The 23,527-nt window shown below is 71.5% G+C and carries 19 protein-coding genes; 6 read left to right on the top strand and 13 right to left on the bottom strand.

Going from position 1 to position 23,527, the window contains the following annotated elements:
* Positions 1-60: 60 nt before the first annotated feature.
* Positions 61-6,510, bottom strand: a complete 6,450-nt coding sequence (locus AB0E02_RS16465) for an Ig-like domain-containing protein (RefSeq protein WP_362139645.1) — start codon at positions 6,508-6,510, stop codon at positions 61-63.
* Positions 6,511-6,936: 426 nt separating this feature from the next.
* Here AB0E02_RS16465 and AB0E02_RS16460 point away from each other — a divergent pair, with 426 nt between their 5' ends.
* The gene (locus AB0E02_RS16460) at positions 6,937-7,482 is read left to right on the top strand and encodes a GNAT family N-acetyltransferase (RefSeq protein ID WP_362139643.1); all 546 of its coding nucleotides are present in this window, start codon (positions 6,937-6,939) and stop codon (positions 7,480-7,482) included.
* A 21-nt stretch (positions 7,483-7,503) separates the two neighbouring features.
* Here the strand turns inward: AB0E02_RS16460 and AB0E02_RS16455 are convergent, their stop codons facing one another.
* Positions 7,504-8,049 carry a hypothetical protein gene (locus AB0E02_RS16455; protein ID WP_362139640.1) on the bottom strand — a complete coding sequence of 182 codons (546 nt, stop codon included), beginning with the start codon at positions 8,047-8,049 and terminating at the stop codon, positions 7,504-7,506.
* A gap of 51 nt (positions 8,050-8,100) precedes the next feature.
* Positions 8,101-9,525 carry a PLP-dependent aminotransferase family protein gene (locus AB0E02_RS16450; protein ID WP_362139638.1) on the bottom strand — a complete coding sequence of 475 codons (1,425 nt, stop codon included), beginning with the start codon at positions 9,523-9,525 and terminating at the stop codon, positions 8,101-8,103.
* 47 nt (positions 9,526-9,572) lie between these two features.
* On the opposite strand from AB0E02_RS16450, the gene AB0E02_RS16445 reads away from it, so the two are divergent.
* Genes AB0E02_RS16445 through AB0E02_RS16435 form a run of 3 tightly spaced genes read left to right on the top strand, consistent with a single transcriptional unit; the run spans position 9,573 to position 11,252 of the window.
* A complete protein-coding gene (locus tag AB0E02_RS16445) occupies positions 9,573-10,058 on the top strand; it encodes a carboxymuconolactone decarboxylase family protein (protein ID WP_362139635.1) in 486 nt (161 codons plus the stop codon).
* A 4-nt stretch (positions 10,059-10,062) separates the two neighbouring features.
* Positions 10,063-10,512: a carboxymuconolactone decarboxylase family protein gene (locus tag AB0E02_RS16440; RefSeq protein WP_362139634.1), complete on the top strand. Its 450-nt coding sequence runs from the start codon at positions 10,063-10,065 to the stop codon at positions 10,510-10,512.
* Positions 10,509-11,252: an isocitrate lyase/phosphoenolpyruvate mutase family protein gene (locus AB0E02_RS16435; protein ID WP_362139632.1), complete on the top strand. Its 744-nt coding sequence runs from the start codon at positions 10,509-10,511 to the stop codon at positions 11,250-11,252. The genes AB0E02_RS16440 and AB0E02_RS16435 overlap by 4 nt, the downstream gene beginning before the upstream one ends.
* A 195-nt stretch (positions 11,253-11,447) precedes the next feature.
* On the opposite strand, the gene AB0E02_RS16430 is transcribed toward AB0E02_RS16435, so the two are convergent.
* Positions 11,448-11,933: a carboxymuconolactone decarboxylase family protein gene (locus AB0E02_RS16430; RefSeq protein WP_362139722.1), complete on the bottom strand. Its 486-nt coding sequence runs from the start codon at positions 11,931-11,933 to the stop codon at positions 11,448-11,450.
* A 73-nt stretch (positions 11,934-12,006) separates the two neighbouring features.
* Here AB0E02_RS16430 and AB0E02_RS16425 point away from each other — a divergent pair, with 73 nt between their 5' ends.
* A complete protein-coding gene (locus AB0E02_RS16425; protein ID WP_362139630.1) occupies positions 12,007-13,434 on the top strand; it encodes a PLP-dependent aminotransferase family protein in 1,428 nt (475 codons plus the stop codon).
* 30 nt (positions 13,435-13,464) lie between these two features.
* Here the strand turns inward: AB0E02_RS16425 and AB0E02_RS16420 are convergent, their stop codons facing one another.
* From AB0E02_RS16420 to AB0E02_RS16410, 3 genes are all read right to left on the bottom strand, one after another.
* Positions 13,465-14,634 carry a hypothetical protein gene (locus AB0E02_RS16420; RefSeq protein WP_362139628.1) on the bottom strand — a complete coding sequence of 390 codons (1,170 nt, stop codon included), beginning with the start codon at positions 14,632-14,634 and terminating at the stop codon, positions 13,465-13,467.
* A 361-nt stretch (positions 14,635-14,995) separates the two neighbouring features.
* The gene (locus AB0E02_RS16415; RefSeq protein ID WP_030413963.1) at positions 14,996-15,421 is read right to left on the bottom strand and encodes a hypothetical protein; all 426 of its coding nucleotides are present in this window, start codon (positions 15,419-15,421) and stop codon (positions 14,996-14,998) included.
* Between the two features lie 236 nt (positions 15,422-15,657).
* Positions 15,658-15,939, bottom strand: a complete 282-nt coding sequence (locus AB0E02_RS16410; protein ID WP_267887910.1) for a helix-turn-helix transcriptional regulator — start codon at positions 15,937-15,939, stop codon at positions 15,658-15,660.
* Between the two features lie 487 nt (positions 15,940-16,426).
* Between AB0E02_RS16410 and AB0E02_RS16405 the strand changes: the two genes are divergently transcribed.
* Positions 16,427-17,161, top strand: a complete 735-nt coding sequence (locus AB0E02_RS16405; RefSeq protein WP_362139625.1) for a hypothetical protein — start codon at positions 16,427-16,429, stop codon at positions 17,159-17,161.
* A gap of 21 nt (positions 17,162-17,182) precedes the next feature.
* On the opposite strand, the gene AB0E02_RS16400 is transcribed toward AB0E02_RS16405, so the two are convergent.
* From AB0E02_RS16400 to AB0E02_RS16375, 6 genes are all read right to left on the bottom strand, one after another.
* On the bottom strand, positions 17,183-17,437 hold the full coding sequence (locus AB0E02_RS16400) for a hypothetical protein (protein ID WP_078866197.1): 255 nt from the start codon (positions 17,435-17,437) through the stop codon (positions 17,183-17,185).
* Positions 17,438-17,591: 154 nt separating this feature from the next.
* Positions 17,592-18,584 carry an ABC transporter substrate-binding protein gene (locus tag AB0E02_RS16395; RefSeq protein WP_362139622.1) on the bottom strand — a complete coding sequence of 331 codons (993 nt, stop codon included), beginning with the start codon at positions 18,582-18,584 and terminating at the stop codon, positions 17,592-17,594.
* Positions 18,585-18,586: 2 nt separating this feature from the next.
* Complete coding sequence (locus AB0E02_RS16390; RefSeq protein ID WP_362139620.1) at positions 18,587-20,590, bottom strand: ABC transporter permease subunit; 2,004 nt, start codon at positions 20,588-20,590, stop codon at positions 18,587-18,589.
* On the bottom strand, positions 20,587-20,760 hold the full coding sequence (locus AB0E02_RS16385; protein ID WP_158745063.1) for a hypothetical protein: 174 nt from the start codon (positions 20,758-20,760) through the stop codon (positions 20,587-20,589). Before AB0E02_RS16385 ends, AB0E02_RS16390 begins: the two co-directional genes overlap by 4 nt.
* The gene (locus tag AB0E02_RS16380) at positions 20,760-21,881 is read right to left on the bottom strand and encodes a glycine betaine/L-proline ABC transporter ATP-binding protein (protein WP_362139617.1); all 1,122 of its coding nucleotides are present in this window, start codon (positions 21,879-21,881) and stop codon (positions 20,760-20,762) included. The genes AB0E02_RS16385 and AB0E02_RS16380 overlap by 1 nt, the downstream gene beginning before the upstream one ends.
* A complete protein-coding gene (locus AB0E02_RS16375; RefSeq protein WP_362139615.1) occupies positions 21,881-23,422 on the bottom strand; it encodes a GMC oxidoreductase in 1,542 nt (513 codons plus the stop codon). Before AB0E02_RS16375 ends, AB0E02_RS16380 begins: the two co-directional genes overlap by 1 nt.
* Positions 23,423-23,527: the final 105 nt, after the last annotated feature.

Below are 23,527 nucleotides of genomic sequence, written 5' to 3'. Positions count from 1 at the left end.
CGCTGTGCGGGGGTGAGTGAGTGGATATGGATCGGAGTGGCCGGTTATCGGAGTGGACGGTCAGATGACGGTCTGGGTGTCGGTGCCGGTGGAGCCGGTGAAGTCGGCGTCACCCCCGTAGACCCCGGTGACGGTGTAGTTGCCGGTGGACAGCGGGGTACTGACCGTGGCGACACCGAGGGCGTCCAGGGTTCCGGTGAGGTTCACGGTGGTCACACCGTCGGTGATGGTGAAGTTGACCGTGCCCGACGGGACGCCGGCGCCGGGTGCCACCGCCGCCACGACGGAGGTGAAGGTGACCGGATCCCCGTTCCCGGACGGGTCAGGAGACGAGGTGACCGTGTTGGTCGTCGCGGCCTGGTTGACCGTCTGCGTGTCCGTACCGCTGGAGCCGGCGAAGTCGACATCACCGTTGTAGGTCGCGGTGACGTTGTGCGTACCGGGTTCCAGGGTGGTGGTGCTGACGCTCGCGGTCCCTCCGGAGACGGTGCCGGTCAGCGTGCCGCCCCCGTCACCGTCGATGACGAAGGTGACGGTGCCGGTCGGGCTGCCTGCCCCGGGCGCGTCGACGGCGACGTTCGCGGTGAAGGTCACCAGCTCCCCGAACACCGAGGGGTCGGGCGCGGAGGTGACGGTGGTCGTCGTGGGCGCCTGGACCACGGTCTGCGTGTCGGTGCCGCTGGAGGCCGTGTAGTCGGCGTCACCGCTGTAGGTCGCCGTGACGGTGTGCGTACCGATCGGGATGGCACTCGTGCTGACGCTCGCCGTACCGCCCGAGAGCGTCGCCGTCAGCGTCGGACCACCGGTGACCACGAACGTCACCGTGCCGGTCGGCGTGCCCGCGCCCGGCGACACCGGAGCGACGGTGGCCGTCAAGGTCACCGACTCACCCGACACCGACGGGTCCGGAGCCGTCGTGACCGACGTGGTCGTCGCCGCCTGGGTCACCGTCTGGGTGGTCGCCCCGACCGAGCCGGTGAAGTTCCCGTCACCGGCGTACGTCGCCGTGACGGCGTAAGTCCCGGCCGTCACCAGCCCGTTGGTGCTGACACTGGCCGTGCCGCCGCTCAGCGTCCCGGTCAGACTCACGGTCGTGACACCGTCGGTGGCGAGGAACGTGACCGTACCGGTGGGCGTACCTGCCCCCGGCGACACCGGAGCCACGGTGGCCGTGAACGTCACCGTCTGCCCGACCACGGACGGGTCGGGGGACGTCGTGGCCGTCGTGGTGGTCAGGGCCGGCGCGACCGTCTGGGTGTCCGACCCGACGGAGCCGGTGAAGCCGCTGTCACCGTTGTAGGTCGCCGTGACGGTGTGCGTACCGATCGGGATGGCATTCGTGCTGACGCTCGCCGTACCGCCGGAGAGCGTCCCGGTCAGCGTCGGACCACCGGTGACCACGAAGGTGACCGTGCCGGTGGGGGTACCCGTGCCCGGCGACACCGGCGCGACCGTGGCCGTCAGGGTCACCGACTCGCCGAACACCGACGGGTCGGGGGCCGTGGTGACCGAGGTGGTGGTCGAGGCCAGGGTGACCGTCTGGGTGTCGTTGCCGCTGGAGCCGGTGAAGTCACCGTCCCCGCTGTACGTCGCCGTGACGGAGTAAGTCCCGGCGGTGGCAAGCCCGTTGGTGCTGACACTGGCCGTGCCGCCGCTCAGTGTCCCGGTCAGGCTCACGGTCGTATCACCGTCGGTGGCGACGAACGTGACCGTCCCGGTGGGAGTGCCGGCACCCGGCGGCACCGGAGCAACGGTGGCCGTGAAGGTCACCGTCTCCCCGACCACGGACGGGTCCGGAGACGAGGAGACTGACGTGGTCGTCGCCGCCTGCGTCACGGTCTGCGTGTCCGACCCGACCGAGCCGGTGAAGTTCCCGTCACCGCTGTACGTCGCCGTGACGTTGCTGGTCCCGACCGGAATCGCACTCGTGCTGACACTGGCCGTACCGCCCGAGAGCGTCCCGGTCAGCGTCGGACCACCGGAGACGACGAACGTGACCGTACCGGTCGGCGTACCCGCACCCGGCGACACCGGAGCGACCGTGGCCGTCAAGGTCACCGGCTCACCGAACACCGACGGATCCGGAGACGTCGTGACCGTCGTGGTCGTCGACGCCTGAGTCACCGTCTGCGTGTCCGTACCGCTGGAGCCGCTGAAGTTGCTGTCACCGCTGTACGTCGCCGTGACGGTGCTGGTGCCGACCGGTACCGCGCTGGTCGTGACGCTCGCCGTGCCCCCGGAGAGGGTGCCGGTCAGGGTCGGGCCGCCCGTCACCACGAAGGTGACCGTGCCGGTGGGAGTGCCGGCGCCCGGCGACACCGGGGCGACCGTGGCCGTGAACGTCACCGGCTCACCGAACACCGACGGATCCGGAGACGAGGTGACCGAGGTGGTCGTCGAGGCCTGGGTCACGGTCTGGGTGTCCGACCCGACCGAGCCGGTGAAGTTCCCGTCACCGCTGTAGGTCGCCGTGACGGCGTAAGTCCCGGCCGTGACAAGCCCGTTGGTGCTGACACTGGCCGTGCCGCCGCTCAGCGTCCCGGTCAGACTCACGGTCGTGACACCGTCGGTGGCGAGGAACGTGACCGTCCCGGTGGGAGTGCCGGCACCCGGCGACACCGGAGCAACGGTGGCGGTGAAGGTCACCGTCTGCCCGACCACGGACGGGTCCGGAGATGAAGAGACCGATGTGGTCGTCGACGCCTGGGTCACGGTCTGGGTGTCCGACCCGCTGGAGCCGAGGAAGTTTCCGTCACCGCTGTACGTCGCCGTGACGTTGCTGGTTCCGACCGGAATGGCGCTGGTGGTGACGCTCGCCGTACCGCCCGAGAGCGTCGCCGTCAGCGTCGGACCGCCCGTGACCACGAAGGTGACCGTGCCGGTCGGGGTGCCCGCACCCGGCGACACCGGAGCGACGGTGGCCGTCAAGGTCACCGGCTCGCCGAATACCGAGGGGTCCGGAGACGTCGTGACCGACGTGGTCGTCGAGGCCTGGGTCACGGTCTGGGTATCCGTACCGACGGAACCGGTGAAGTTTCCGTCACCGCTGTACGTCGCCGTGACGGCATAAGTCTCCGCCGTCACCAGCCCATTGGTGCTGACGCTCACCGTGCCGCCGCTCAGCGTCCCGGTCAGACTCACGGTCGTGACACCGTCGGTGGCGACGAACGTGACCGTCCCGGTAGGAGTACCGGTACCCGGCGCCACCGGCGCAACGGTGGCGGTGAAGGTCACCGTCTGCCCGACCACGGACGGGTCCGGGAACGAGGAGACCGATGTGGTCGTCGACGCCTGGGTCACGGTCTGGGTGTCCGACCCGCTGGAGCCGAGGAAGTTCCCGTCACCGCTGTACGTCGCCGTGACGTTGCTGGTCCCGACCGGAATGGCACTGGTGGTGACGCTCGCCGTACCGCCCGAGAGCGTCGCCGTCAGCGTCGGACCGCCCGTGACCACGAAGGTGACCGTGCCGGTCGGGGTGCCCGCACCCGGCGACACCGGAGCGACCGTGGCCGTCAAGGTCACCGGCTCGCCGAAGACCGACGGGTCGGGAGAGGTGGTGACCGTCGTGGTCGTCGCTGACACGCCCACGGTCTGGGTGTCCGTGCCGACCGAACCGGTGAAGTTGCCGTCTCCGCTGTAGGTCGCCGTGACGGAGTAAGTCCCGGCCGTCACCAGGCCGTTGGTGCTGACGCTGACCGTGCCGCCGCTCAGCGTGCCGGTCAGATTCACGGTGGTCACGCCGTTGGTCACGAGGAAGGTGACCGTACCGGTGGGCGTGCCCGCGCCCGGCGAGACCGGGGTGACCGTGGCCGTGAAGGTCACCGTCTGTCCGATCACGGACGGGTCCGGGGACGAGGAGACCGACGTGGTCGTCGACGCCTGATTCACGGTCTGGGTGTCGGTGCCGCTGGAGCCGAGGAAGTTGCCGTCACCGCTGTAGGTCGCCGTGACGGTGTGCGTACCGACCGGGATGGCGCTGGTAGTGACGCTTGCCGTGCCTCCGGAGAGGGTGCCGGTGAGCGTCGGACCGCCGGAGACGACGAACGTGACCGTGCCGGTGGGCGTGCCCGCGCCCGGCGATACCGGAGCGACCGTGGCCGTCAGGGTCACCGGCTGGCCGACGACCGACGGGTCGGGGGACGTGGTGACCGTCGTGGTGGTCGAGGCCTGGGTGACGGTCTGGGTGTCCGTGCCGACCGAGCCGGTGTAGTTGCCGTCTCCGCTGTAGGTCGCGGTGACGGAGTACGTCCCCGCGGTCACCAGGCCGTTGGTGCTGACGCTGACCGTGCCGCCGCTCAGCGTGCCGGTCAGGCTCACGGTGGTCACACCGTTGGTCACGAGGAAGGTGACCGTACCGGTGGGGGTGCCCGCGCCCGGCGAGACCGGGGTGACCGTGGCCGTGAATGTCACCGTCTGTCCGACCACGGACGGGTCCGGGGAGGAGGTGACCGTGGTCGTCGTCGAGGCCGGGGTGACCGTCTGGGTGTCGGTGTCGCTGGAGCCGGTGAAGTTGGCGTCGCCGGCGTAGGTCGCGGTGACGGTGTAAACGCCCGTGGTCACCAGCCCGTTGGTGGTGACGGTCGCGACGCCGGCGCCGTCCAGGGTGCCGGTGAGGTTCACCGTGGTGACCCCGTTGGTGACGGTGAACGCGACGGTGCCGGTCGGTACGCCGGCGCCGGGAGCCACCGGGCCGACGAAGGCGGTGAAGGCGACCTGTTGTCCGGTCACGGAGGGGTCGGGGAAGGAGGTGACCGTGGTGGTGGTCGCGGTCTGGTGCACGGTCTGGGTGTCGGTGCCGCTGGAGCCGGTGAAGTTGGCGTCACCGCTGTAGGTCGCTGTGACGGTGTGCGTTCCGACGGCCAGGGAGCTGGTCGTGACGGTCGCCGTACCCGCCACGACCGGCGCCGTCAGGGTGCCGCCCCCGCCGCCTCCGATGACGAAGGTGACCGTGCCCGTGGGGGTGCCCGCGCCCGGGGACACGGGCGCGACCGTGGCCGTGAAGGTGACCGGCTGGCCGAAGAGCGACGGGTCCGGGGACGAGGAGACGACCGTGGTCGTCGAGGCCTTGTTGACGGTCTGGGTGTCGGTGCCGCTGGAGCCGGTGAAGTTGCCGTCGCCGCTGTAGGTCGCGGTGACGGTATGGGTGCCGGCGGCGAGTGAGGAGGTGGTGACGGTCGCCGTACCGCCCACGAGCGGCGCCGTCAGGGTCGGGCCGCCGGAGATGACGAAGGTGACCGTGCCGGTCGGGGTGCCCGCACCCGGGGAGACCGGCGCGACGGTGGCCGTGAAGCTGACCGGCTGGCCGACGGCGGACGGGTCCGGGGACGAGGTGACGACCGTGGTGGTCGAGGCCTTGTTGACGGTCTGGGTGTCGGTGCCGCTGGAGCCGGTGAAGTTGCCGTCTCCGCTGTAGGTGGCGGTGACGGTGTGCGAGCCGACGCCGAGGCTGCTGGTGGTGACGGTCGCCGTACCGCCCACGAGCGGCGCCGTCAGGGTCGGGCCGCCGGAGATGACGAAGGTGACCGTGCCGGTCGGGGTGCCCGCACCCGGGGAGACCGGCGCGACGGTGGCCGTGAAGCTGACCGGCTGGCCGTACACCGATGGGTCCGGGGACGAGGTGACCGTCGTGGTCGTCGAGGCCTTGTTGACGAGTTGGGTATCGGTGCCGCTGGAACTGCTGAAGTTGACGTCACCGCTGTAGGTGGCGGTGACCGTGTGCGGGCCCACGCCGAGGCTGCTGGTGGTCACGCTCGCCGTACCGCCCACGAGCGGCGCCGTCAGCGTCGGGCCGCCGGAGATGACGAAGGTGACGGTCCCGGTGGGGGTGCCGGGGCCGGGTGGGGAGGGGGCGACGGTGGCGGTGAAGGTGACCGGCTGGCCGAATACCGAGGGGTCGGGCGAGGACGTGACCGTGGTGGTCGTCGCTGCCGTGCCCTGGACGGTCTGGGTGTCGGTCCCGGAGGACGCCGCGTAGTTGGTGCTGCCGTTGTAGGTGGCGGTGATGGGATGGGTGCCGACGGTGAGGGTGTTGGTGGTGACGCTGGCGTTGCCGCCCACGAGCGGTGCCGTCAGGGTGCCGCCCCCGCCGCCTCCGATGACGAAGGTGACCGTGCCCGTCGGGGTGCCTCCGCCCGGCGCGACCGGCGCGACATGGGCGGTGAGGGTGACCGTCTGGCCGAAGAGCGAGGGGTCGGGGGACGAGGTGACCGTGGTGGTCGTGGAGGCCTGCACGACGGTAAGCGAGCCGAAACCACTGGAAGGGGAGAAATTGACACTGCCGTTGTAGTTTGCCGTGACGGTGTGGAACCCGACGCTCACGTTGTTGACGGTGGCCGTCGCGGTGCCGCCGACGAGCGGTGCCGTCACGGTGGGCCCGCCGCTCACGGAGAAGGTGACGGTGCCGGTGGGTGTGCCCAGTCCGAGCGGGATCACGGTCGCGGTTAAGGTCACGGGTTGTCCGAAGACCGCCGGATTCGGCGCCGCGAATACCAACGTGAAGGTAAATGCCATGGTGAGGCCCTTCGATGGGGGTGTGGAGGGCGGCGGGCCGTTCGCCCCCACCTAGCCCGGAAGGCTGCGGTGAGCGACAACTTCCTGTTACGAGGGGTCGGGCGGTCAGGGCAGCCGGCGTCCCGGACTGCCGCGTACCGGTGTCCTCCCCCGACAGGTGGCAAACCGCCGATCGATAGCATCAGTAGGCGCGTCGTTCGCTCGTACGCGCCAGAGCCGCTCCCCCGTTTCCCCCGGATAGCGCAGCGCGCGACGGCCCCGGGTCACGCACGGCGCACTGCGCGGGCGTGGCCGGTTCTCGGACCACGCCGGGGGCACATGCGGTCGGTACATTTCCTTGCCGGGGCGCCGCCCCCGGGCTACGAGGCCGGCTCCTCGGTCGGAGAGGTTCGGGAAAGGTGCGCAAAGGTTCGGAAAGGTGACGCCATGACCGACAACACTCCGGTGCCCTCGCCCGGCGCGATACCGAGCGGCCTGACGCTGCGCCATCCCGTACCGTCGGACCATCCGCGCCTCCAGGTGGCGCTGGCCGACTGGTGGGCTGGCCTGGGCGGTGAAGCGGGCGCGCTGCAGCGGCAGTTGCTCGTGCCGCGTCTTTTCCTGCAGCACTTCGCGGGCACCAGCTTTCTCGTCGAGCGCCCGGACGGGACCCTGCACGCGTTCCTGATCGGCTTCCTGTCCCAGACGGATCCGCGGACCGCGTACATCCACTTCGTGGGCATCTGCCCGGACGGCAGACGGGACGGCCTCGGCAGGGCGCTCTACGAGCGGTTCTTCACGCTGGCCGGAGAGGCCGGCCGCAGTCAGGTCCGCTGCATCACCAGCCCCAACAACCGCAACTCCATCGCGTACCACACCCGCATGGGCTTCCGCCTGGAGCCGGGCGACCACCTCGACGAGCACGACACCCCGGTGCACACGGACTACGACGGGCCGGGGCTGGACCGGGTCTCGTTCGTGCGGGAGCTGTGACGGGCACCGCCCCAAGGAGCATCAGGAACGCGGCACTTCGAGAAGTTCGAGGCTCTCGATGACGAGGTCGGCGGCGTCCTTCTCCCCCACGCTCAGCAGCCAGTCGGCGAAGCGCCAGCCGTGCTCCTCCATGGGGCTGCGGTCGTACGTGGGGGGTGTGGGGCCGAAGTTCTGCTGGAGCCAGGTGTGGTACGCCTGGCGGGTGGTGCGGTACTCCTCGCGGTCGGGGGCGGGTTCGCCGGAATCCTCGTCGAGGAGGTCCCAGAAGAGCTCCCGGAGGTCGTGCGCGGTGATGTAGAGGTCACCTTCGTCGCCGAGGAAGAGGACGGGGAGGGTGGCGAGGTCGGCGCGGTCGTCGCAACGCCACAGGGCGTACACGGAACCGGACGTGGTGGCCTGGGCGAAGGAGAGTACCCGGTCCTCGAACTCCGGGTTGTCGGGGTCGGTCCAGCCCACGCCGTGGGGGTACGGGCGCAGTTCGAAGCCTGGTGAGTAGAAGTCCGTGCAGGTGTCGTCGAATGCCTTGAGCAGGTTCAGCTCGGGTATCGGCGAGTAGGCGTCGCTCATGGGGTCAGGTCACCTGGGGCAGGGGTGGGTGAACGGGTGGGTGAAGTGAGCCTATGCCTCCGGGGTCGGTGGCAGGGCTCTGATCAATGCCTCCAAAGCGCCGTTGAAGGCATGCTCCGGTGGCCTCCCGTAGGCCACGACCAGGGCATCGCGGGGGACCGGTGTCGCGGACGGGTCCGTGAAGCCGCTCAAGCCCTCCAGGGCGAGGCCCTGCCAGCGGGCGGCCTGCACGATGGACTGCTCGGTGCCGGGCGGGAGTTCGAGGACGGCGTGCAGGCCGGCGGCGATGCCGGAGGCATGGACGTGCGGTGCCCGTTCGGCGAGGGCCGCGACGAGCTGGTCGCGGCGGCGCCGGTAGCGCAGCCGCATGCCGCGCAGGTGCCGGTCGTAGGCGCCGGAGGCCAGGAATTCGGCGAGGGTGAGCTGTTCCAGCTGGCCGGACTGCCATTCGCCGGTGCGTTTGACGGCCAGCAGCGGGTCGACGAGGCGGTCCGGCAGCACCATCCAGGCCAGCCGCAGGACGGGGGCCAGGCTCTTGCTGGCGGTGCCCAGGTAGACGACGTGGTCGGGGTCGAGGCCCTGGAGGGCGCCGACGGGCTGCCGGTCGTAGCGGAACTCGCCGTCGTAGTCGTCCTCCAGGACGTAACCGCCGGTAGCCCGCGCCCAGTTGACGGCGGCGGCCCGGCGGTCGGGGTGCAGCGGGACGCCGGTGGGGAACTGGTGGGCGGGGGTGAGCAGGGCCGCGCGCACGTCGTCGAGCCCGGCCAGGTCCTCGGTCCGGGCGCCGTGCGCGTCGACGACGAGCGGGACGGTGCCCGGCCCGGCGCGGGTGATGACGTCGCGGTGGAAGTCCAGCCCGTACGACTCGACGGCCACCCGGCCGGTGCCCAGGGTGCGGGCGAGCAGCGCCAGGCCCTGCATGAAGCCGGTGCAGACGACGATCCGGTCGGGGTCGGCGCGGACCCCGCGGGCCCGGGCGAGGTAGTCGGCGAGGACGGCGCGCAGTTCGGGGCGGCCGGCCGGGTCGCCGTAGCCGAACGCCTCGCTGGGGGCGGCGGTCAGCGCCCGGCGGGCGGCGGCGAGCCAGGCGGTGCGGGGGAAGGCGGAGACGTCCGGGGTGCCGGGGGTGAGGTCGAAGCGCGGTGGGCCGGGGCGGGTGGCCGGGCCGGGCGGGCGGCGGGCCCGGGCGGGGGCGGCCCCCAGCGGCTCGACGCGGTCGGCGACCCGGGTGCCGGAGCCCTGGCGGGCGCTCAGCCAGCCCTCCGCGACGAGCTCGGCGTAGGCGTCGGCGACGGTGTTGCGGGCGATGCCGAGGTCGGCGGCGAGCGAGCGGGAGGAGGGCAGCCGGGTGCCGGGGGTCAGCCGTCCGGTCCGTACGGCGTCCCGCAGCGCGCCGATCAGGGCGGCCCGCAGCCCGCCGGGGCCGGTGAGGTCCAGGTGGAGGTCGCGACCGAAAGTGGCCCAGGAATTCCCCATGGAAGTGGACCATACCGGTGTGCCATTGCGGTCGTAGCGTCGTGGTCATGACGACGACATCGACAGCAGCGACGACATCAACGGGATCCGGCGGTCCCCGGATGCAGTGGGCCAAGCTCGCGCCCGAGGTCTACAAGGCCATGATCGCGCTGGACGCGGCGGCGAAGAAGGGCCTGGACCCGACGCTGGTCGAGCTGGTCAAGATCCGCGCGTCCCAGCTCAACAAGTGCGCCTTCTGCCTCGACATGCACATCAGGGACGCCCGCGGGGCCGGGGAGACCGAGGAGCGGATCTATCTGCTGAGCGCCTGGGCGGAGGCCGAGGAGTACTACACCGACAAGGAGCGGGCGGCGCTGGCGCTGACCGAGGCCGTGACCGTCGTGACGGAAGGCTTCGTGCCGGACGAGGTGTACGAGCGGGCCGCGGCCCACTTCGAGGAGCCCGAGCTCGCCCAGCTCATCGCCCTGATCACCACCATCAACGCCTGGAACCGTTTCGGCGTGAGCACCCGCATGACCCCGGGGAGGGCCTGAACCGATGACCCAGCGGATGAAGTTCTGGGGCCGGCAGCCGGCGTTCTACCAGGCGCAGCTGGCGCTCACCATGGCCGCCAAGAAGGGCCTGGGCGACCCGGTGCTGGCCGAGCTGGTGGTGCTGCGCGCCTCGCAGCTCAACCGGTGCGCGTTCTGCATCGACATGCATGTGAAGAATCTGCGGGAGGCCGGGGTGAGCCCGCAGCGGATCGATCTGCTGCCGGCGTGGGAGGAGGCGGGCGACCTCTACTCGGCGCGTGAACGGGCCGCGCTGGCGTTCGCCGAGGCCGTCACCGTGCTGACCGAGGGACACGTCCCGGACGAGGTCTACGAGCGGGCCGCGGCCCACTTCGACGAGCGTGAACTGGCCCATCTGCTCGCGGTGATCGTCGCGATCAACAACTGGAACCGGGTCAACGTCACGGTCCGCCAGCCGACGGGGTCCGAGCTGTGAGCGCCGCCGCGACGCTGCGCGCGCTGCACCACGGCCCGCGGCTGCCGCTGGTCCTGCCCGGCCCGTGGGACGCGGCCGCCGCCCGGGTCTTCGCGGACGCCGGCTTCCCGGCGCTGGCCACGCCCAGCGCGGGCATCGCCGCCTCCCTGGGCCACGAGGACGGCCGGACACCGCCGGCGGAGATGTTCGCCGCCATCGCCCGGATCGTGCGGGCCGTGGACGTGCCCGTCACGGCGGACGTGGAGGCCGGTTACGGGCTGTCCGCGAAGGAACTGGTGGGCCGGCTGCTGGACGCCGGGGCGGCCGGCTGCAATCTGGAGGACACCGACCACGCCACCGGCGCCCTGCGCGACGCCGAGGAGCAGGCCGCCTGGCTGGCGGAGGTACGGGCCGAGGCCGGCGACGCGCTGGTGATCAACGCCCGGATCGACACGTATCTGCGCGGGGTCGAGGGCGAGCGGGAGACGGCGGAGACGGTGCGCCGCGGTCTGCTCTACGCGGCGGCGGGCGCCGACTGCGTCTACCCGATCCTCGCCCCACCCGCGCTGCTCTCCGCGCTGGCCACCGCCGTCGGCCGCCCGGTGAACGCCCTCGCGGTGCCCGGCGGGCCCACCCCGGAGGAGCTGGGCGCGCTGGGCGCGGCCCGGATCACCTTCGGCGGCGGGCTGCAGCATGCGGCGATGACGACGCTGGCGGAGGTTGCCGAACGGCTGCGGGGCGGGCGGCCGGCGGAGGGTTAGCCACTACGGAGGGGATGAAGCCCCCGGGAGGGGCGGCCCGGGGGACTCGGCCCGGAGAGCTCGGCCCGGAGGGCTCGGCCCGCGGGAATCGGCCCGGAGAACGCGGTGGGGCGGGCGTACAGGGGTCGCCCGCCCCGCGTGCCCCCCGCGGCCCGTGTCCCCGCCTGCCCCCGCCTGCCCCCGCCTGCCCCCGCGTCAGCGTTCGTCGGTGCCGGGGACCTTGCCGGTGCTGATCGCGATGCGGTTCCAGGTGTTGATGGTGAAGATCAGCGCCAGCAGCCGGGCCAGCTCGTCCTCCGCGAAGTGCCGGGCGGCGCGCTCGTACACCGCGTCCGGCACCCCGCCGTGCGCGACCAGCGTGACGGCCTCGGTGAGGGCCAGCGCCGCCCGCTCCCGCTCGGTGAAGAAGTGCGCCGCCTCCTCCCAGACGGCGACCATGTGCAGCCGCTCCTCGCTCTCCCCGGCCTTTCGGGCGTCGGTGGTGTGCATGTGCAGGCAGTAGGCGCACTTGTTGAGCTGCGAGGACCGGATCTGGACCAGTTCGACCAGGGCCGGGTCCAGCCCCTCGCGGGCCGCGGCGTCGAAGCCGATCAGCGCCCGGAAGGCCTTGGGGGCGGCCTTGGCGAAATTGACCCGGGGCGTGGGGAGTTGGGGCGCTTCGGAGCTGTCTGCGGTGGTCATCACGTCGTGCCCTTCGATGTTCGTCATGCCTTGAATCTACGAGCGGAGACGACCGGCTGTAGGGTGCATTTCCATGCCGGAATCATGGGTCAATTCCGCCGAGGGCCTGGGCGCCGATCTGCATGTGGAACTGACCGGTCCGGGCGGCCGCCGCGCCGCCCTGCTGCGTGCGCTCCGCGAAGCCGTACGGTCCGGGCGGCTGGCCCCCGGCACCCGTCTGCCGCCGTACCGCTCGCTCGCCGCCGACCTCGGTCTGGCCCGCAACACCGTCGCCGACGCCTACGCCGAACTCGTCGCGGAGGGCTGGCTCACCGCCCGCCAGGGCTCGGGCACCCGCGTGGCACACCGGGCGCAGCCGCTGACCCCCACCCGGGCCCCGGCCCACCGCGACCCGGCGGCCCGCCCCCGGCACAACCTCCTCCAGGGGCAGCCGGACGCGGCCGCGTTCCCCCGTACGGCATGGGTCGCCGCCGCCCGCCGGGCGCTGACCGCGGCCCCCGACGACGCGTTCGGGCCCGGTGATCCGCGCGGCCGCCCGGAGCTGCGCCGTGCGCTGACCGACTATCTGGCCCGCACCCGCGGCGTCCGCACCGACCCCGGCCGGATCGTCATCTGCTCCGGTTTCGCGCACGCCCTGCGGCTGCTGTTCCCCGCCGTCCTCGCCGGCCCGCTCGCCGTCGAGTCGTACGGCCTGCCCTTCCACCGCCGGCTCCTGGCTGCCGCCGACACCGTCACCCACCCGCTGAGCGTCGATGAACTGGGCGCCGATACCGGGGAGTTGGTGGAGCTGGAGGAGGTGCGGGCCGTGCTGCTCACCCCGGCCCACCAGTTCCCCACCGGCGTCCCGCTGTATCCCGACCGGCGGGCCGCCGCCATCAACTGGGCGCGGGAGAGTGGCGGTTACGTCATCGAGGACGACTACGACGGCGAGTTCCGCTACGACCGCCGGCCGGTCGGTGCCCTCCAGGGCCTGGACCCGGAGCGGGTGGTCCACCTCGGCTCGGTCAGCAAGAGCCTGTCGCCCGCGGTGCGGCTGGGCTGGATGGTGCTGCCCGGCCGGCTGGTCGACGCCGTCCTCGCGGCCAAGGGCGAACGGGAGGCGTGGGCCGGGGTCACCGACCAGCTCACCCTCGCGGAGTTCCTGAGGTGCGGCGCGTACGACCGGCACGTCCGCCGGATGCGGCAGCGCTACCGGCGGCGCCGGGACCAGTTGGTCGCCGCGGTGGCCGGCCATGCGCCGCAGTTGCGCGTCACCGGTATCGCCGCCGGGCTGCACGCCGTCCTCCAACTCCCGGACGGCTCGGGTGCGTCGGACGAGCGGGCCGCGCTGCGCGCCGCCCGGTGGCAGGGCCTGGCCCTGGACGGACTGTCGGAGTACCGCCACCCGGACGCCCCGGATCGGCCCCGGCACGGCCTGGTCGTCGGCTATGCCACCCCGTCCGAGAGCGCCTTCCCGGCGGCCCTGGCGGCGCTGTGCCGGGCACTGCCGCCGGGGCCGTAGGGAGACCTCACCGAAAGAAGCGGACCGGCTTTATTGGCCGGCGAACTTGCGGCTGATGCCGTCGAAGACCCGCTGCGCCTCGGGGCCCAGGTGCGGGCCGGCCAGCCAGGTGTGGGCGTTGGAGCTGATGGAGGTGTTGGAGACCAGGGTCAGCTTGCCGCCGCGGTTGACGAACCAGCCGCCGCCGGAGGTGCCGCCGGTCATCGTGCAGCCGATGCGGTGCATGGCGGGCGTGCCCTGCTGCATGACCAGCCGGCCGGGGCGGGCGGGGCAGTTCATCATCCGCGCGCCGTCGTACGGGGGCGCGGCCGGGTAGCCGAACGCGTCGAGGGAGCTGATGCCGTCGGCGGAGGGGGCGTTGAACCACACCTGGGCGGCGGCGCCCACGGTCTCCTGGAGCGACTTGGCGCCGCCGTTCTCCGGCTTCACGTGCAGCACCGCGAAGTCGTAGGCGGAGCCGCCGTTGCCGGTCTCCTCGCTGCCCATGTTGATCCACTCACCGGAGGTGGTGATCCAGTCCGCCCAGAAGCGGCCGTAGGGGGTGACCTGCTGGGAGGGGGTGCTGCCGACCTGGTTCATCGGGACGCCGTTGTCGTTGTATGACGGCACGAAGACGATGTTGCGCATCCAGCCGCCCTGCTTGCCGGAGTGCACGCAGTGGCCGGCGGTCCACACCAGGTTGGACTTGCCCGGGTGCGCCGGGTCCTCGACGATCGTGCCGGAGCAGACCATCGGGCCCTTGGGGCTGTCGAAGAAGATCTTGCCGACCGGCGCCATGTGCTGGTGGTACGGGCGGGCGACCTGCTCGGCGGTGACCGGCCGCGGCTCGGGGTCGGAGGCGGCGGATCCGCTGCCCGCGCCGGTGGCGTTCACCCCTATCTCCGGGGCGGCCTTGGCCTTGGCCAGCCGGTCGGCCTTCCAGTGGTCCTTGATGATCGGGTTGGCGAAGTCCGAGGCCTTGCGGGCCCAGTCACCCCAGTCGTTCCAACCGCCGTCCTTCCACTTCTTCAGGCCGTCGATGCTGGTGGGCATCCCCTTGGGCAGCTTCAGGCCCCCGTCGCCCGGGCCCTTCTGGTCGGCGGCGGCCGAACTGCCGGGGGCGGCGGCCTTGTCGTCGCTGGGGCCGCAGCCGGTGGCGGTGACCGCGAGCAGCGCGGCCACGGCGGCGGCCGCGGCGGTGGAACGGCGGATGGCTGGCATGGAAGCGGAAGTCCCCCCGGTGCGTGGCGGCCGCGGCTCGCGGCGCCCTGGTGTGGTGTGTCATGTCCCGTCTCGGACTGCGCCCTACTATGCCGCGCCTCAGGGCCCTGGGGGCGGCCAGGTCCCGGTGGCCGGGGGACATAACGGGAGGGGGTGCCGCACGTCGGACGGCCCCGCACCGGCGGCAGCTGCGGGGCCGAGTGCCGCCCGCACTCCCCCCACAGGAGGCAGACAGCGGTCGGGGGACGGAAGGCGGAGAGGCTCAGGACCTCGGGGGTCGGTCCTGAGCCTCTCCTGGAGGTGGGCCGGTGGGCGGGGCGTTACCGCAGGAGCTTGACGATCAGCTCCAGCACGTAGGGCGTTACCGCAGGAGCTTGACGATCAGCTCCAGCACGTACTTGTCGACCTTCTCCAGGACGATCCGAACCGGGCTCGACGGCTTGAGGGTCTTCACCCACTTGCGGAAGGCGGCGACGCCCTTCTTCGCGGCGGCCCGGGCCTCCTTGTAGTGCTTGCCGAGCACCTTCTTGAGGAACTTCACGATCGCCTTGGCGCGGTCCTTGGCGTCCTTGCCCGAAATGCCCGGCACCTGGGCCTTGTCGAGGCCGGCCGCGTAGGTCACCGCGGTGAGGGTGTTCACGTCACCGGCCGAGCGGACCGCGCCCACCTGGACCGAGGAGACGACCGGGGTCCGGGAGTGCTGGGCCGCACTGGCCATGGGTGCCGCGATACCCAGCGTGACCGCTGCGGCGAGGGCGGTGGCGGCCATCCGCATCGTCTTGCGCATGGAACTCCTCTTCTCTCTTTCGCGGCGCACCGGTTGTCGGTGATCGCCGGAATGAGTCTTCCGTCGCCGTCCGGCATTCCGCTATTGCCTCTTGGGGCATCGGACGGATGGTCAACGGACGTGTGGCCATTGGCCGAAGGGGAGCCGTACGCAGGGGAATTGAGGATTTCCGCCGGAGGTAAAGGAACCTCCTCGCCCGTCCCGAGGGCGAGGAGGTTTCCGGCGGCCTGCCGGGATTACGAACGGTCCACCGGAATGCTGCCGTCCGGCGGGCTGATGTCGTGATGATGGGCGTAGGCGAAGATGGCCGCTTCGATACGGGTGGCCACCTCGATCTTGGTCATGAGATTGGCCAGGTGAGCCTTGACGGTGCGTTCTGTGATGCCGAGTTGCTGCCCGATCTCCCGGTTGGACGCGGCCTTTCCGATGAGGATGAGCACTTGGCGTTCACGCGGCGTCAGATGAGGGATTCTGGAGGGGTCTCCCGGTGTCGGGCGCGGGCTCGTGGGGTACGCCACGGTTATCCGCGCAGCCGATAGTTCACTTTTGTTGCACGTATGACTCTGAGGCAAAGCAGTTCTACCTTCCCCGTATTCTGCTTATGAGTCCTGCTGGGCACGATCGATCCGCTTTCTCCCCGGTTGGTCGAGTCGGGGACCGGCGGACGAACATGGGCGTGCGGTCATCGTGCGCTGCGGTCCGCGGTCCGCCCCGGCGGGTGACTCCGGGAGACGGGCGCGGTGACCGCCCGACGCGACCTCGGCCCGGCCTGGGCGACGTCACGGTCGGTAACTGCCCAGCAAAGCGAGGCCACATGGCCGGAAAGAGCACTTACCGCAGATCTTAAAGGGTTCCTAAACCGCCGGTACGAGTTTGAGAAGTGGATCTCCAGGAGCCCGGCCTGTCCCCGAGGGCACCGGCCAAAGGGTCAATACCGCCCGCGCGGCCCCGTTCGTACTCTCGGTCTCCCCTGTCGTACCCCGGAACAGAGCAAGAGGAGATTCCATGAGCAACGGTTCCACCATGCGCCGGATCGGGTCGGCCGCCGTGGCCGGCGCGGCGGCGCTCGCGGTCCTGGCGCCCGCGGCCTCGGCCGCCGGCCGGCCGTCGGCGCCGGCCCCCGTGGGCGCCGCGGAACAGTCGCTCGGGAGCAAGCTGACCGTCACGGACTACCTGCAGTACCTGGCGTCCCGGAACGCCCCCGAGGCGAAGCGGACCCTCAAGGCGTTCCGTGCGCTGCCGAAGGCCAAGCAGCAGAAGTTCGTCGGCTACCTCCAGAACCGCAAGGTCTACGAGGCGCTCACCGCGTCGCTGAAGGGCACCACCCGGCCCGGTGGCCTGCGCCGCGCCGTCCCGTACAACGCGGACGTGTCGTTCGTGAAGGAGGTGCGGGTCAAGGCCAAGGGGACCATCGCCGGCCTGGACACCCGCGTCAGCTTCGCCGTGTCGGAGGAGATCTTCGGTATCCCGGTCACCGCCGAGAAGGTGTGGGTGCAGTATCTGGCCAGGGGCGGCCGGGCCACCCACCTCAAGGGCGGCGGCGCCACGGTCAGCAACGTCAACGCGGCGGTGGACATCAAGGGCGGCGGCAAGCCGCACCTGGACCGTGGGGCGGCTGCCCTCTCGGCCACCTGGAAGGCCACCCCGCGCTACGCCTCCTTCGGCAAGGCGCTCAACAAGCTCCAGGCACTGGACGCCGGTGTGCTGGGCTACTGGCGCGCGAATCTGCACAACGCCTGAGCCGGTGCGGGCCGCCGCGCGTCACGGGCGCGCGGCGGCCACCCGCGGGTCCCGGTACGCGGCGGCACGCGGCTGCCGGCCCGGTCCGCCCGGTCCCCCCGGGCCGCCCGATGCCCCCTGGCGGAACTCCCCGAGCTGTTCCGCCGTGGGGTACCACTGCTTCTGGCAACGGCAGCACCACCAGCGCCAGTTGTCCCAGTCGGTGCTGGTCTGGGTGGTGTCCTTCCACAACCAGGCGTCACAGTCGGTCGTGGGGCATTTCGGGGGAAGCGGCATGGTGGCATCCTCGGGCGTCCCCGCCCGTCCGCCGGGCGGAACTCCCCGGCCGCCATCCGAACGGGTGAGCCCCACCCGGCCGACCACGCACGCGAAGGGGGTGCGGGCCCCACGGGCCCGCACCCCCTTCGTCCGACGTCCGGCCGGGGACCGCCTACTTCTTCGGCAGCCAGCTCTTCCAGACGTCCGGGTGCTTGTCCACCCACCGCTTGGCCGCCTCGTCGGCGGACAGGCCGCCCGAGGCGATGGATTCGGAGACCTCGTTCTGGTCGTCCTTGGTCCACTTGAAGTTCTTCAGGAACGCCGCGGCGCTGCCGCCGTTCTTGGCGAAGTTGGTGTTGAAGTACTTCTGGAGCGGGGTGGTGGGGTACGCGCAGTCGATGGACTGCGGGTCCTTGGCGCCCTTCTCCGCGCAGGCGTCGGTGTACTTGGGAAGCTTGACCTCCACCATCGGCACCTGGTTGAAGAGCCACTGCGGCTCGTACCAGTACGTCAGGAAGGGCTTCTTCTCCTTGGCGAACTGCTGGATCTGGGTGATCTGGGCCGCCTCGGAGCCGGCGAACACCACCTCGTAATTGAGGTGGAGGTTCTTCACCAGCGCCTTGTCGTTGGTGACGTAGGACGGCGAACCGTCCATCAGCTGACCCTTGTTGCCGCTCTCCGAGGTGCGCAGCTGGTTGGCGACCTTGTTGAGGTTGTGCCAGTCGGTGATCTCGGGGTGCTTGTCGGCCCAGTACTTGGGCACCCACCAGCCGATGTGGCCGGTGACACCGTTGCCGCCGCCCGCGGTGATCGTCTTCTTGTCCTTGACGTACCGCTTCTCCTGGTCCGGGTGGCCCCAGTCCTCCAGGATCGCGTCCACCCGGCCCTGGCTGAGGGCGTCCCAGGCGGGGATCTCGTCCACCTGGACGGTGTCGACGTGGTAGCCCAGCTGGTGTTCCAGCAGGTACTTGGCGACGGCCACGTTGGACTGCGCGCCGACCCAGGTCTGCACGGACAGCGTGACCGACTTCGAGCCCTTGGCCGCGGCGAACGGCGAGGTCTGCTTGGTCATGTCGGCCTTGCCGCAGGCGGACAGGGACAGCGAGAGCGCCACCGTGCCGGCGAGCACGGCCGTACCGAGGAATGCTGTGCGCGTACGGGACATGATCAGGCTCCCTTCCCCGTCGTACGGCGTTCCGTGGGCTGGGTGACCCGGTCGAGCATCAGGCCCAGGCACACGATGGCCACGCCCGCGACCAGGCCGAGGGCCAGGTCTCCGGTGGCCAGGCCGGTGACCACGTCGTAGCCGAGGGCGCCGCCGCCGACCAGGCCGCCGATGATGACGACGGCGAGGACCAGGACCACGCCCTGGTTGACGGCGAGCAGCAGGGCCGGCCGGGCCAGCGGCAGCTGCACCTGGCGGAGCATCTGCCAGCGGGTGGCGCCCAGCGAGCGGGCCGACTCCATCGCGGCGGGGTCGACCTGGCGCAGGCCCTGGGTGGTGATGCGGATGACCGCGGGCAGCGCGTAGACCACCGCGGCCGCGGCGGCCGGGGCGCGGCCCACGGCGAACAGGGCGACGACCGGGATCAGGTACACGAACTGCGGCATGGTCTGCATGACGTCGAGCACCGGGCGCAGGATCGCCTCGAACCGCTTGCTGCCGGCCGCCAGGATGCCGGTGCCGAAGCCCAGCACCAGCGTCACGACCAGGGCGGCGAGCACCTGGGAGAGGGTGTTCATGGACGGCTTCCACACGCCCAGCACACCGATGGCGGCCATCGCGAGGACGGCGGTCAGGGCGGTGCGCCAGGTGCCGATGACCCAGGCCAGCGCGGCGACGACGAGCAGCGTGCCGTACCAGGGCAGCGCGGTCAGGCCGTCGCGCAGCGGGTTGAGCACCCAGTTGGTGAAGTGCGCGGCCCAGTCGGCGGTGCCGCCGATGACCGGGACGCCGGAGTAGAGGTGGTCGACCATCCACTCCTTGAAGTGGTTCACCGGGTGGGCGATGTCCACGAACCAGGCGCCGGGCCAGACCGCGGAGCCGGTCAGCCGGCCGGCCAGGGTCAGCAGCGCGGTGAGCGCGGCCACGCCGGTCCAGACCTGCCAGCCGCGCAGCCACGCCGGGCCGGTGGTGCCGGCGGTCGCGCCGATCCGGGCGCCGGCCGCGGCGGTGGTGCGGTCCATGACGATGGCCAGCAGCACGATCGGGATGGCAGCGGAGAGCGCGGCACCGACGTCGACGGAGGCGAGCGCCTGGTAGACGCGGTCACCGAGGCCGGCCGCGCCGATCATCGAGGCGATCACGACCATGGACAGCGCCATCATGATCGTCTGGTTGACGCCGAGCAGCAGCTCCTTGCGGGCCAGCGGGAGGCGGGCGGTCAGCAGCCGCTGCCGTCCGGTGGCGCCGAGCGAGGAGACCGCCTCCAGGACACCGGGGTCGGCGCCGCGCAGTCCGAGCGCGGTCAGCCGGGCCATCGGCGGGGCGGCGTAGATGACGGTGGCCAGCAGCGCGGCCGGCACGCCGATGCCGAAGATCAGCACGACGGGCAGCAGATAGGCGAAGGCCGGCAGCACCTGCATGGTGTCGAGGACCGGGCGGAGGATCCGGAACAGCCGCTCGGAGAGGCCGGCGGCCAGTCCGAGCAGCGCGCCGACGACGACCGAGGCGGCGACCGCCACGACCATCAGCGCCAGCGTCTGCATGGTCGGGACCCACATCCCGAGCGCCCCGCTGACCAGGAGCGAGACCAGCGCGGTGGCGGCGATCCGCCAGCCCGCCACCCGCCAGGCGATCAGCGTGACGCCGGCGGTCACCCCGGTCCAGCCGAGGGCGAGCAACAGCAGGTAGACCGCCCGTACGGAGATGACCACGGCGTTGGAGAGGTGGCCGAGGAAGTAGACGAACAGCCAGTGGTTGTCGCGGTTGTCGATGATCCAGTCGCTGGTCTTCCCGAGCGGTCCGGACAGGTCGACGGTCAGCGCGGAGGGCCAGGCGGCGCCGGGCCAGGCGGCGTGCACCAGCGGGACCAGGACGGCCGCGGCGACGGCGAGCAGCAGGAGCTTGGCGAGGCCGCGGCGGTCCAGCAGGGCCTTGAGCGGGCCGGCCTTGGGCGCGTCGGCGCCGAGGCCGCGCTGAACGGCGGGCGGTGCGGATGCGGTACTCATGCGCGGCCCCGCTTCACGGTGCCGGTCGGCACGCCCAGTGCGGCGGCGCGCTGGGCCTCGCGCCAGCGGCGCAGCAGGGCGGCCCGCAGCCGGGTACGGCGGGAGGCGACGGGGGCTCTGGAGCCCACGGCGCGGACGGCGCCGTGGCGGGGGGTGGCGGCGTACATCATCAGGCAGCCACCTCGCCCGGCCGGTCCTCGTCGATCCGGGCGACCACGTTGAGCAGGCAGGCGTGGTCGACGACGCCCAGGCAGTGGCCGCCGTCGACGACCCGGGCCGCGCCGCCGGAGCGGGCGACCGCCTCGATGGCGTCCGAGATCAGGGTGTCGGCGGTCAGCGCCGGGCCCTGGTCGGCCTCGCCGTCCTCGGCCGGGCGCATCGCGCGGCGGACGGTCAGCACCTGCTCGCGGGGGACGTCCCGGACGAAGTCGCGGACGTAGTCGTCGGCCGGGGAGCCGACGATCTCCTCGGGGGTGCCGAGCTGGACGATCTCGCCGTCGCGCATCAGCGCGATCCGGTCACCGACCCGCAGTGCCTCGGAGAGGTCGTGGGTGATGAAGACCATGGTGCGGCCCTCCTCACGGTGCAGGCGGACGACCTCTTCCTGCATGTCGCGGCGGATGAGCGGGTCGAGCGCGCTGAACGGCTCGTCGAACAGCAGGACCTCGGGGTCGACGGCGAGGGCGCGGGCGAGTCCGACGCGCTGCTGCTGACCGCCGGAGAGCTGGCCGGGGCGGCGCTTCTCCAGGCCGGTCAGGCCCACCTTGTCGACCATCTCGTTGGCCTTCTCGCGCCGTTCGGCCTTGCCGACGCCCTGGATCTCCAGGCCGTAGGCGACGTTGTCGACGACGCTGCGGTGCGGCAGCAGGCCGAAGTGCTGGAAGACCATGGCGGCGCGGCGGCGGCGCAGTTCGCGCAGCGCGGTGCGGTCCATGGCGCGGACGTCCTCGCCGTCCATCTCCAGGTCGCCGCTGGTCGGTTCGATCAGCCGGGTCAGGCACCGGACGAGGGTGGACTTGCCGGAGCCGGACAGGCCCATGACGACGAAGACCTCGCCCTTGTGGACGTCGAAGGAGACGTCGCGGACGGCGGCGGTGCAGCCGGTCTGCTCGCGCAGTTCGGTCACGCTCAGCCCGGCGACGGAGGTGTCATCGGGGATCTTGTCGGCCTTGGGGCCGAAGACCTTCCACAGGTGGCGGACGGAGAAGACGACCTCGCGGCCGTCCTCGGCTGCGTCGGTGGCCTTGCGGGCAGCGGGTATCTCGGATGCGCCGGCGGCGGTGGTAGCCATCACGCATCACCTCCCTCGGTAGGAATCTTCTGGAGCAGTTCGGCGCACTTCTCCCCCACCATGAGCACGCCCAGCATCGGGTTGACGGCCGGCATCGTCGGGAAGACCGAGGCGTCGGCGATCCGGATGCCGTGCAGACCGCGGATCTTCAACTCCGGGTCGACGACGGCGAGTTCATCGTTGGCGGCGCCCATCTTGCAGGTGCCGGCGGGGTGGTAGACGGTGTGCGCGGCCTTGCGCACCAGCTCGCTGATCTCCGCGTCGTCGGTCACGTCGGGACCGGGGAAGACCTCGCGCTTGAGCCACTTCTTGAACGGCTCGGCCTGGGCGACCTTGCGGGCCAGCTTGATCCCGTCGACGAGGGTCTGCCCGTCGTAGTCGTCCTCGTCCTCGAAGTACTTGAAGTCGAGGGCGGGCTTGACCTCGGGGTCCGCGGAGGTGAGGTACAGGCGGCCGCGGGAGCGGGACTTGGGGATGTTCGGGGTCATCGAGACGCCGTGTTCGGGGCGCTCGTAGCCCAGCCGCTCGGGGTTGTCGGTGAACGGGATCTGGTAGAAGTGGAACATCAGGTCGGGGCCCTTGTGCTCCGGGTCCCGCTTGACGAACAGACCCGCGTCCGAGTCCATCGCGGAGTTGCCCGGGATCGGCCCGTTGGTCTCCCAGACGATCACCGACTCGGGATGGTCGATCAGGTTCTCGCCGATGCCCGGCAGGTCGTGCACGACGGGTATGCCGAGCGCCTCCAGGTCCTTCTTCGGCCCGATGCCGGAGTGCATCAGCAGCCGCGGGGTGTCGACGGCACCGGCGCAGACCAGCACCTCGCGGGCGGCCTCGACGTAGACCTCCGCGCCGTCCTTGGTGCGGACGTGGACGCCCTTGGCGGTGGTGCCGTCCAGCTCCAGCTTGTGCGCCCAGGTCTCCAGCATCAGCGTGAGGTTCGGCCGGTCACCGGCCTCGATGTGCGGGTGGAGATAGGCGACCGAGGCGGAGGACCGCTTGTTGTTCTCGGGGTGGTAGGAGAGGTCGAAGAAGCCGACGCCCTCGTCGAACGGCTGGTCGTTGAACCCGACGACCTCCGGCACGCCGAGGGCGGTCCTGGTCGCCTCGATCCAGTCGGTGGCGATCTGGTTCTGGTCCTTCTTCGCCACCCGCACGATGTTGTTGCGCAGCTTGCCGAAGTAGGGGTCCATCTCCTTCGCGCCCCAGCCGGTGGCGCCGGCCGCCTCCCACTCGTCCCAGTCGGACGGCAGCGGCTTGAAGGAGATCAGGGTGTTGTGCGACGAGCAGCCGCCGAGGACCTTGGCCCGGCTGTGCAGGATGTGCGAGTTGCCGCGGGGCTGCTCGGTGGTCGTGTACTCGTAGTCCAGCTCGCCGCCGAGGAGGCCGAGCCACTTGCGCAGCGTCAGCACGTCCTCGCGGTCGATGTCGGACGGGCCGCCCTCGATGACGGCGACGGTGACGTCCGGGTCCTCGGTGAGGCGGGAGGCGATGACGGAACCGGCGGTACCACCGCCGACCACGACGTAGTCGTACACGGGCATGGAGGGTGCTCCTTCTTGCAAAGACCTTGGGGGGTGCGGGGGTTGGGGACTCGGGGCGGGCGGCCGCTGGTCAGCGGCGGTCGCTCAGCCCGCGCACCACCGCAC

It is taken from the genome of Streptomyces sp. NPDC048196 (assembly GCF_040652715.1).
Lineage (GTDB): Bacteria > Actinomycetota > Actinomycetes > Streptomycetales > Streptomycetaceae > Streptomyces > Streptomyces siderophoricus.
This window is presented reverse-complemented; position numbering and strand designations above follow the sequence as displayed.

What these genes read in the sequence shown, in the direction of transcription:
- AB0E02_RS16465 (WP_362139645.1), bottom strand. Translation starts at nt 6,510, where the DNA reads ATGGCATTTACCTTCACGTTGGTATTCGCGGCGCCGAATCCGGCGGTC.
- AB0E02_RS16460 (WP_362139643.1), top strand. Translation starts at nt 6,937, where the DNA reads ATGACCGACAACACTCCGGTGCCCTCGCCCGGCGCGATACCGAGCGGC.
- AB0E02_RS16455 (WP_362139640.1), bottom strand. Translation starts at nt 8,049, where the DNA reads ATGAGCGACGCCTACTCGCCGATACCCGAGCTGAACCTGCTCAAGGCA.
- AB0E02_RS16450 (WP_362139638.1), bottom strand. Translation starts at nt 9,525, where the DNA reads ATGGGGAATTCCTGGGCCACTTTCGGTCGCGACCTCCACCTGGACCTC.
- AB0E02_RS16445 (WP_362139635.1), top strand. Translation starts at nt 9,573, where the DNA reads ATGACGACGACATCGACAGCAGCGACGACATCAACGGGATCCGGCGGT.
- AB0E02_RS16440 (WP_362139634.1), top strand. Translation starts at nt 10,063, where the DNA reads ATGACCCAGCGGATGAAGTTCTGGGGCCGGCAGCCGGCGTTCTACCAG.
- AB0E02_RS16430 (WP_362139722.1), bottom strand. Translation starts at nt 11,933, where the DNA reads ATGACCACCGCAGACAGCTCCGAAGCGCCCCAACTCCCCACGCCCCGG.
- AB0E02_RS16425 (WP_362139630.1), top strand. Translation starts at nt 12,007, where the DNA reads ATGCCGGAATCATGGGTCAATTCCGCCGAGGGCCTGGGCGCCGATCTG.
- AB0E02_RS16420 (WP_362139628.1), bottom strand. Translation starts at nt 14,634, where the DNA reads ATGCCAGCCATCCGCCGTTCCACCGCCGCGGCCGCCGCCGTGGCCGCG.
- AB0E02_RS16415 (WP_030413963.1), bottom strand. Translation starts at nt 15,421, where the DNA reads ATGCGCAAGACGATGCGGATGGCCGCCACCGCCCTCGCCGCAGCGGTC.
- AB0E02_RS16405 (WP_362139625.1), top strand. Translation starts at nt 16,427, where the DNA reads ATGAGCAACGGTTCCACCATGCGCCGGATCGGGTCGGCCGCCGTGGCC.
- AB0E02_RS16400 (WP_078866197.1), bottom strand. Translation starts at nt 17,437, where the DNA reads ATGCCGCTTCCCCCGAAATGCCCCACGACCGACTGTGACGCCTGGTTG.
- AB0E02_RS16395 (WP_362139622.1), bottom strand. Translation starts at nt 18,584, where the DNA reads ATGTCCCGTACGCGCACAGCATTCCTCGGTACGGCCGTGCTCGCCGGC.
- AB0E02_RS16390 (WP_362139620.1), bottom strand. Translation starts at nt 20,590, where the DNA reads ATGAGTACCGCATCCGCACCGCCCGCCGTTCAGCGCGGCCTCGGCGCC.
- AB0E02_RS16385 (WP_158745063.1), bottom strand. Translation starts at nt 20,760, where the DNA reads ATGATGTACGCCGCCACCCCCCGCCACGGCGCCGTCCGCGCCGTGGGC.
- AB0E02_RS16380 (WP_362139617.1), bottom strand. Translation starts at nt 21,881, where the DNA reads ATGGCTACCACCGCCGCCGGCGCATCCGAGATACCCGCTGCCCGCAAG.
- AB0E02_RS16375 (WP_362139615.1), bottom strand. Translation starts at nt 23,422, where the DNA reads ATGCCCGTGTACGACTACGTCGTGGTCGGCGGTGGTACCGCCGGTTCC.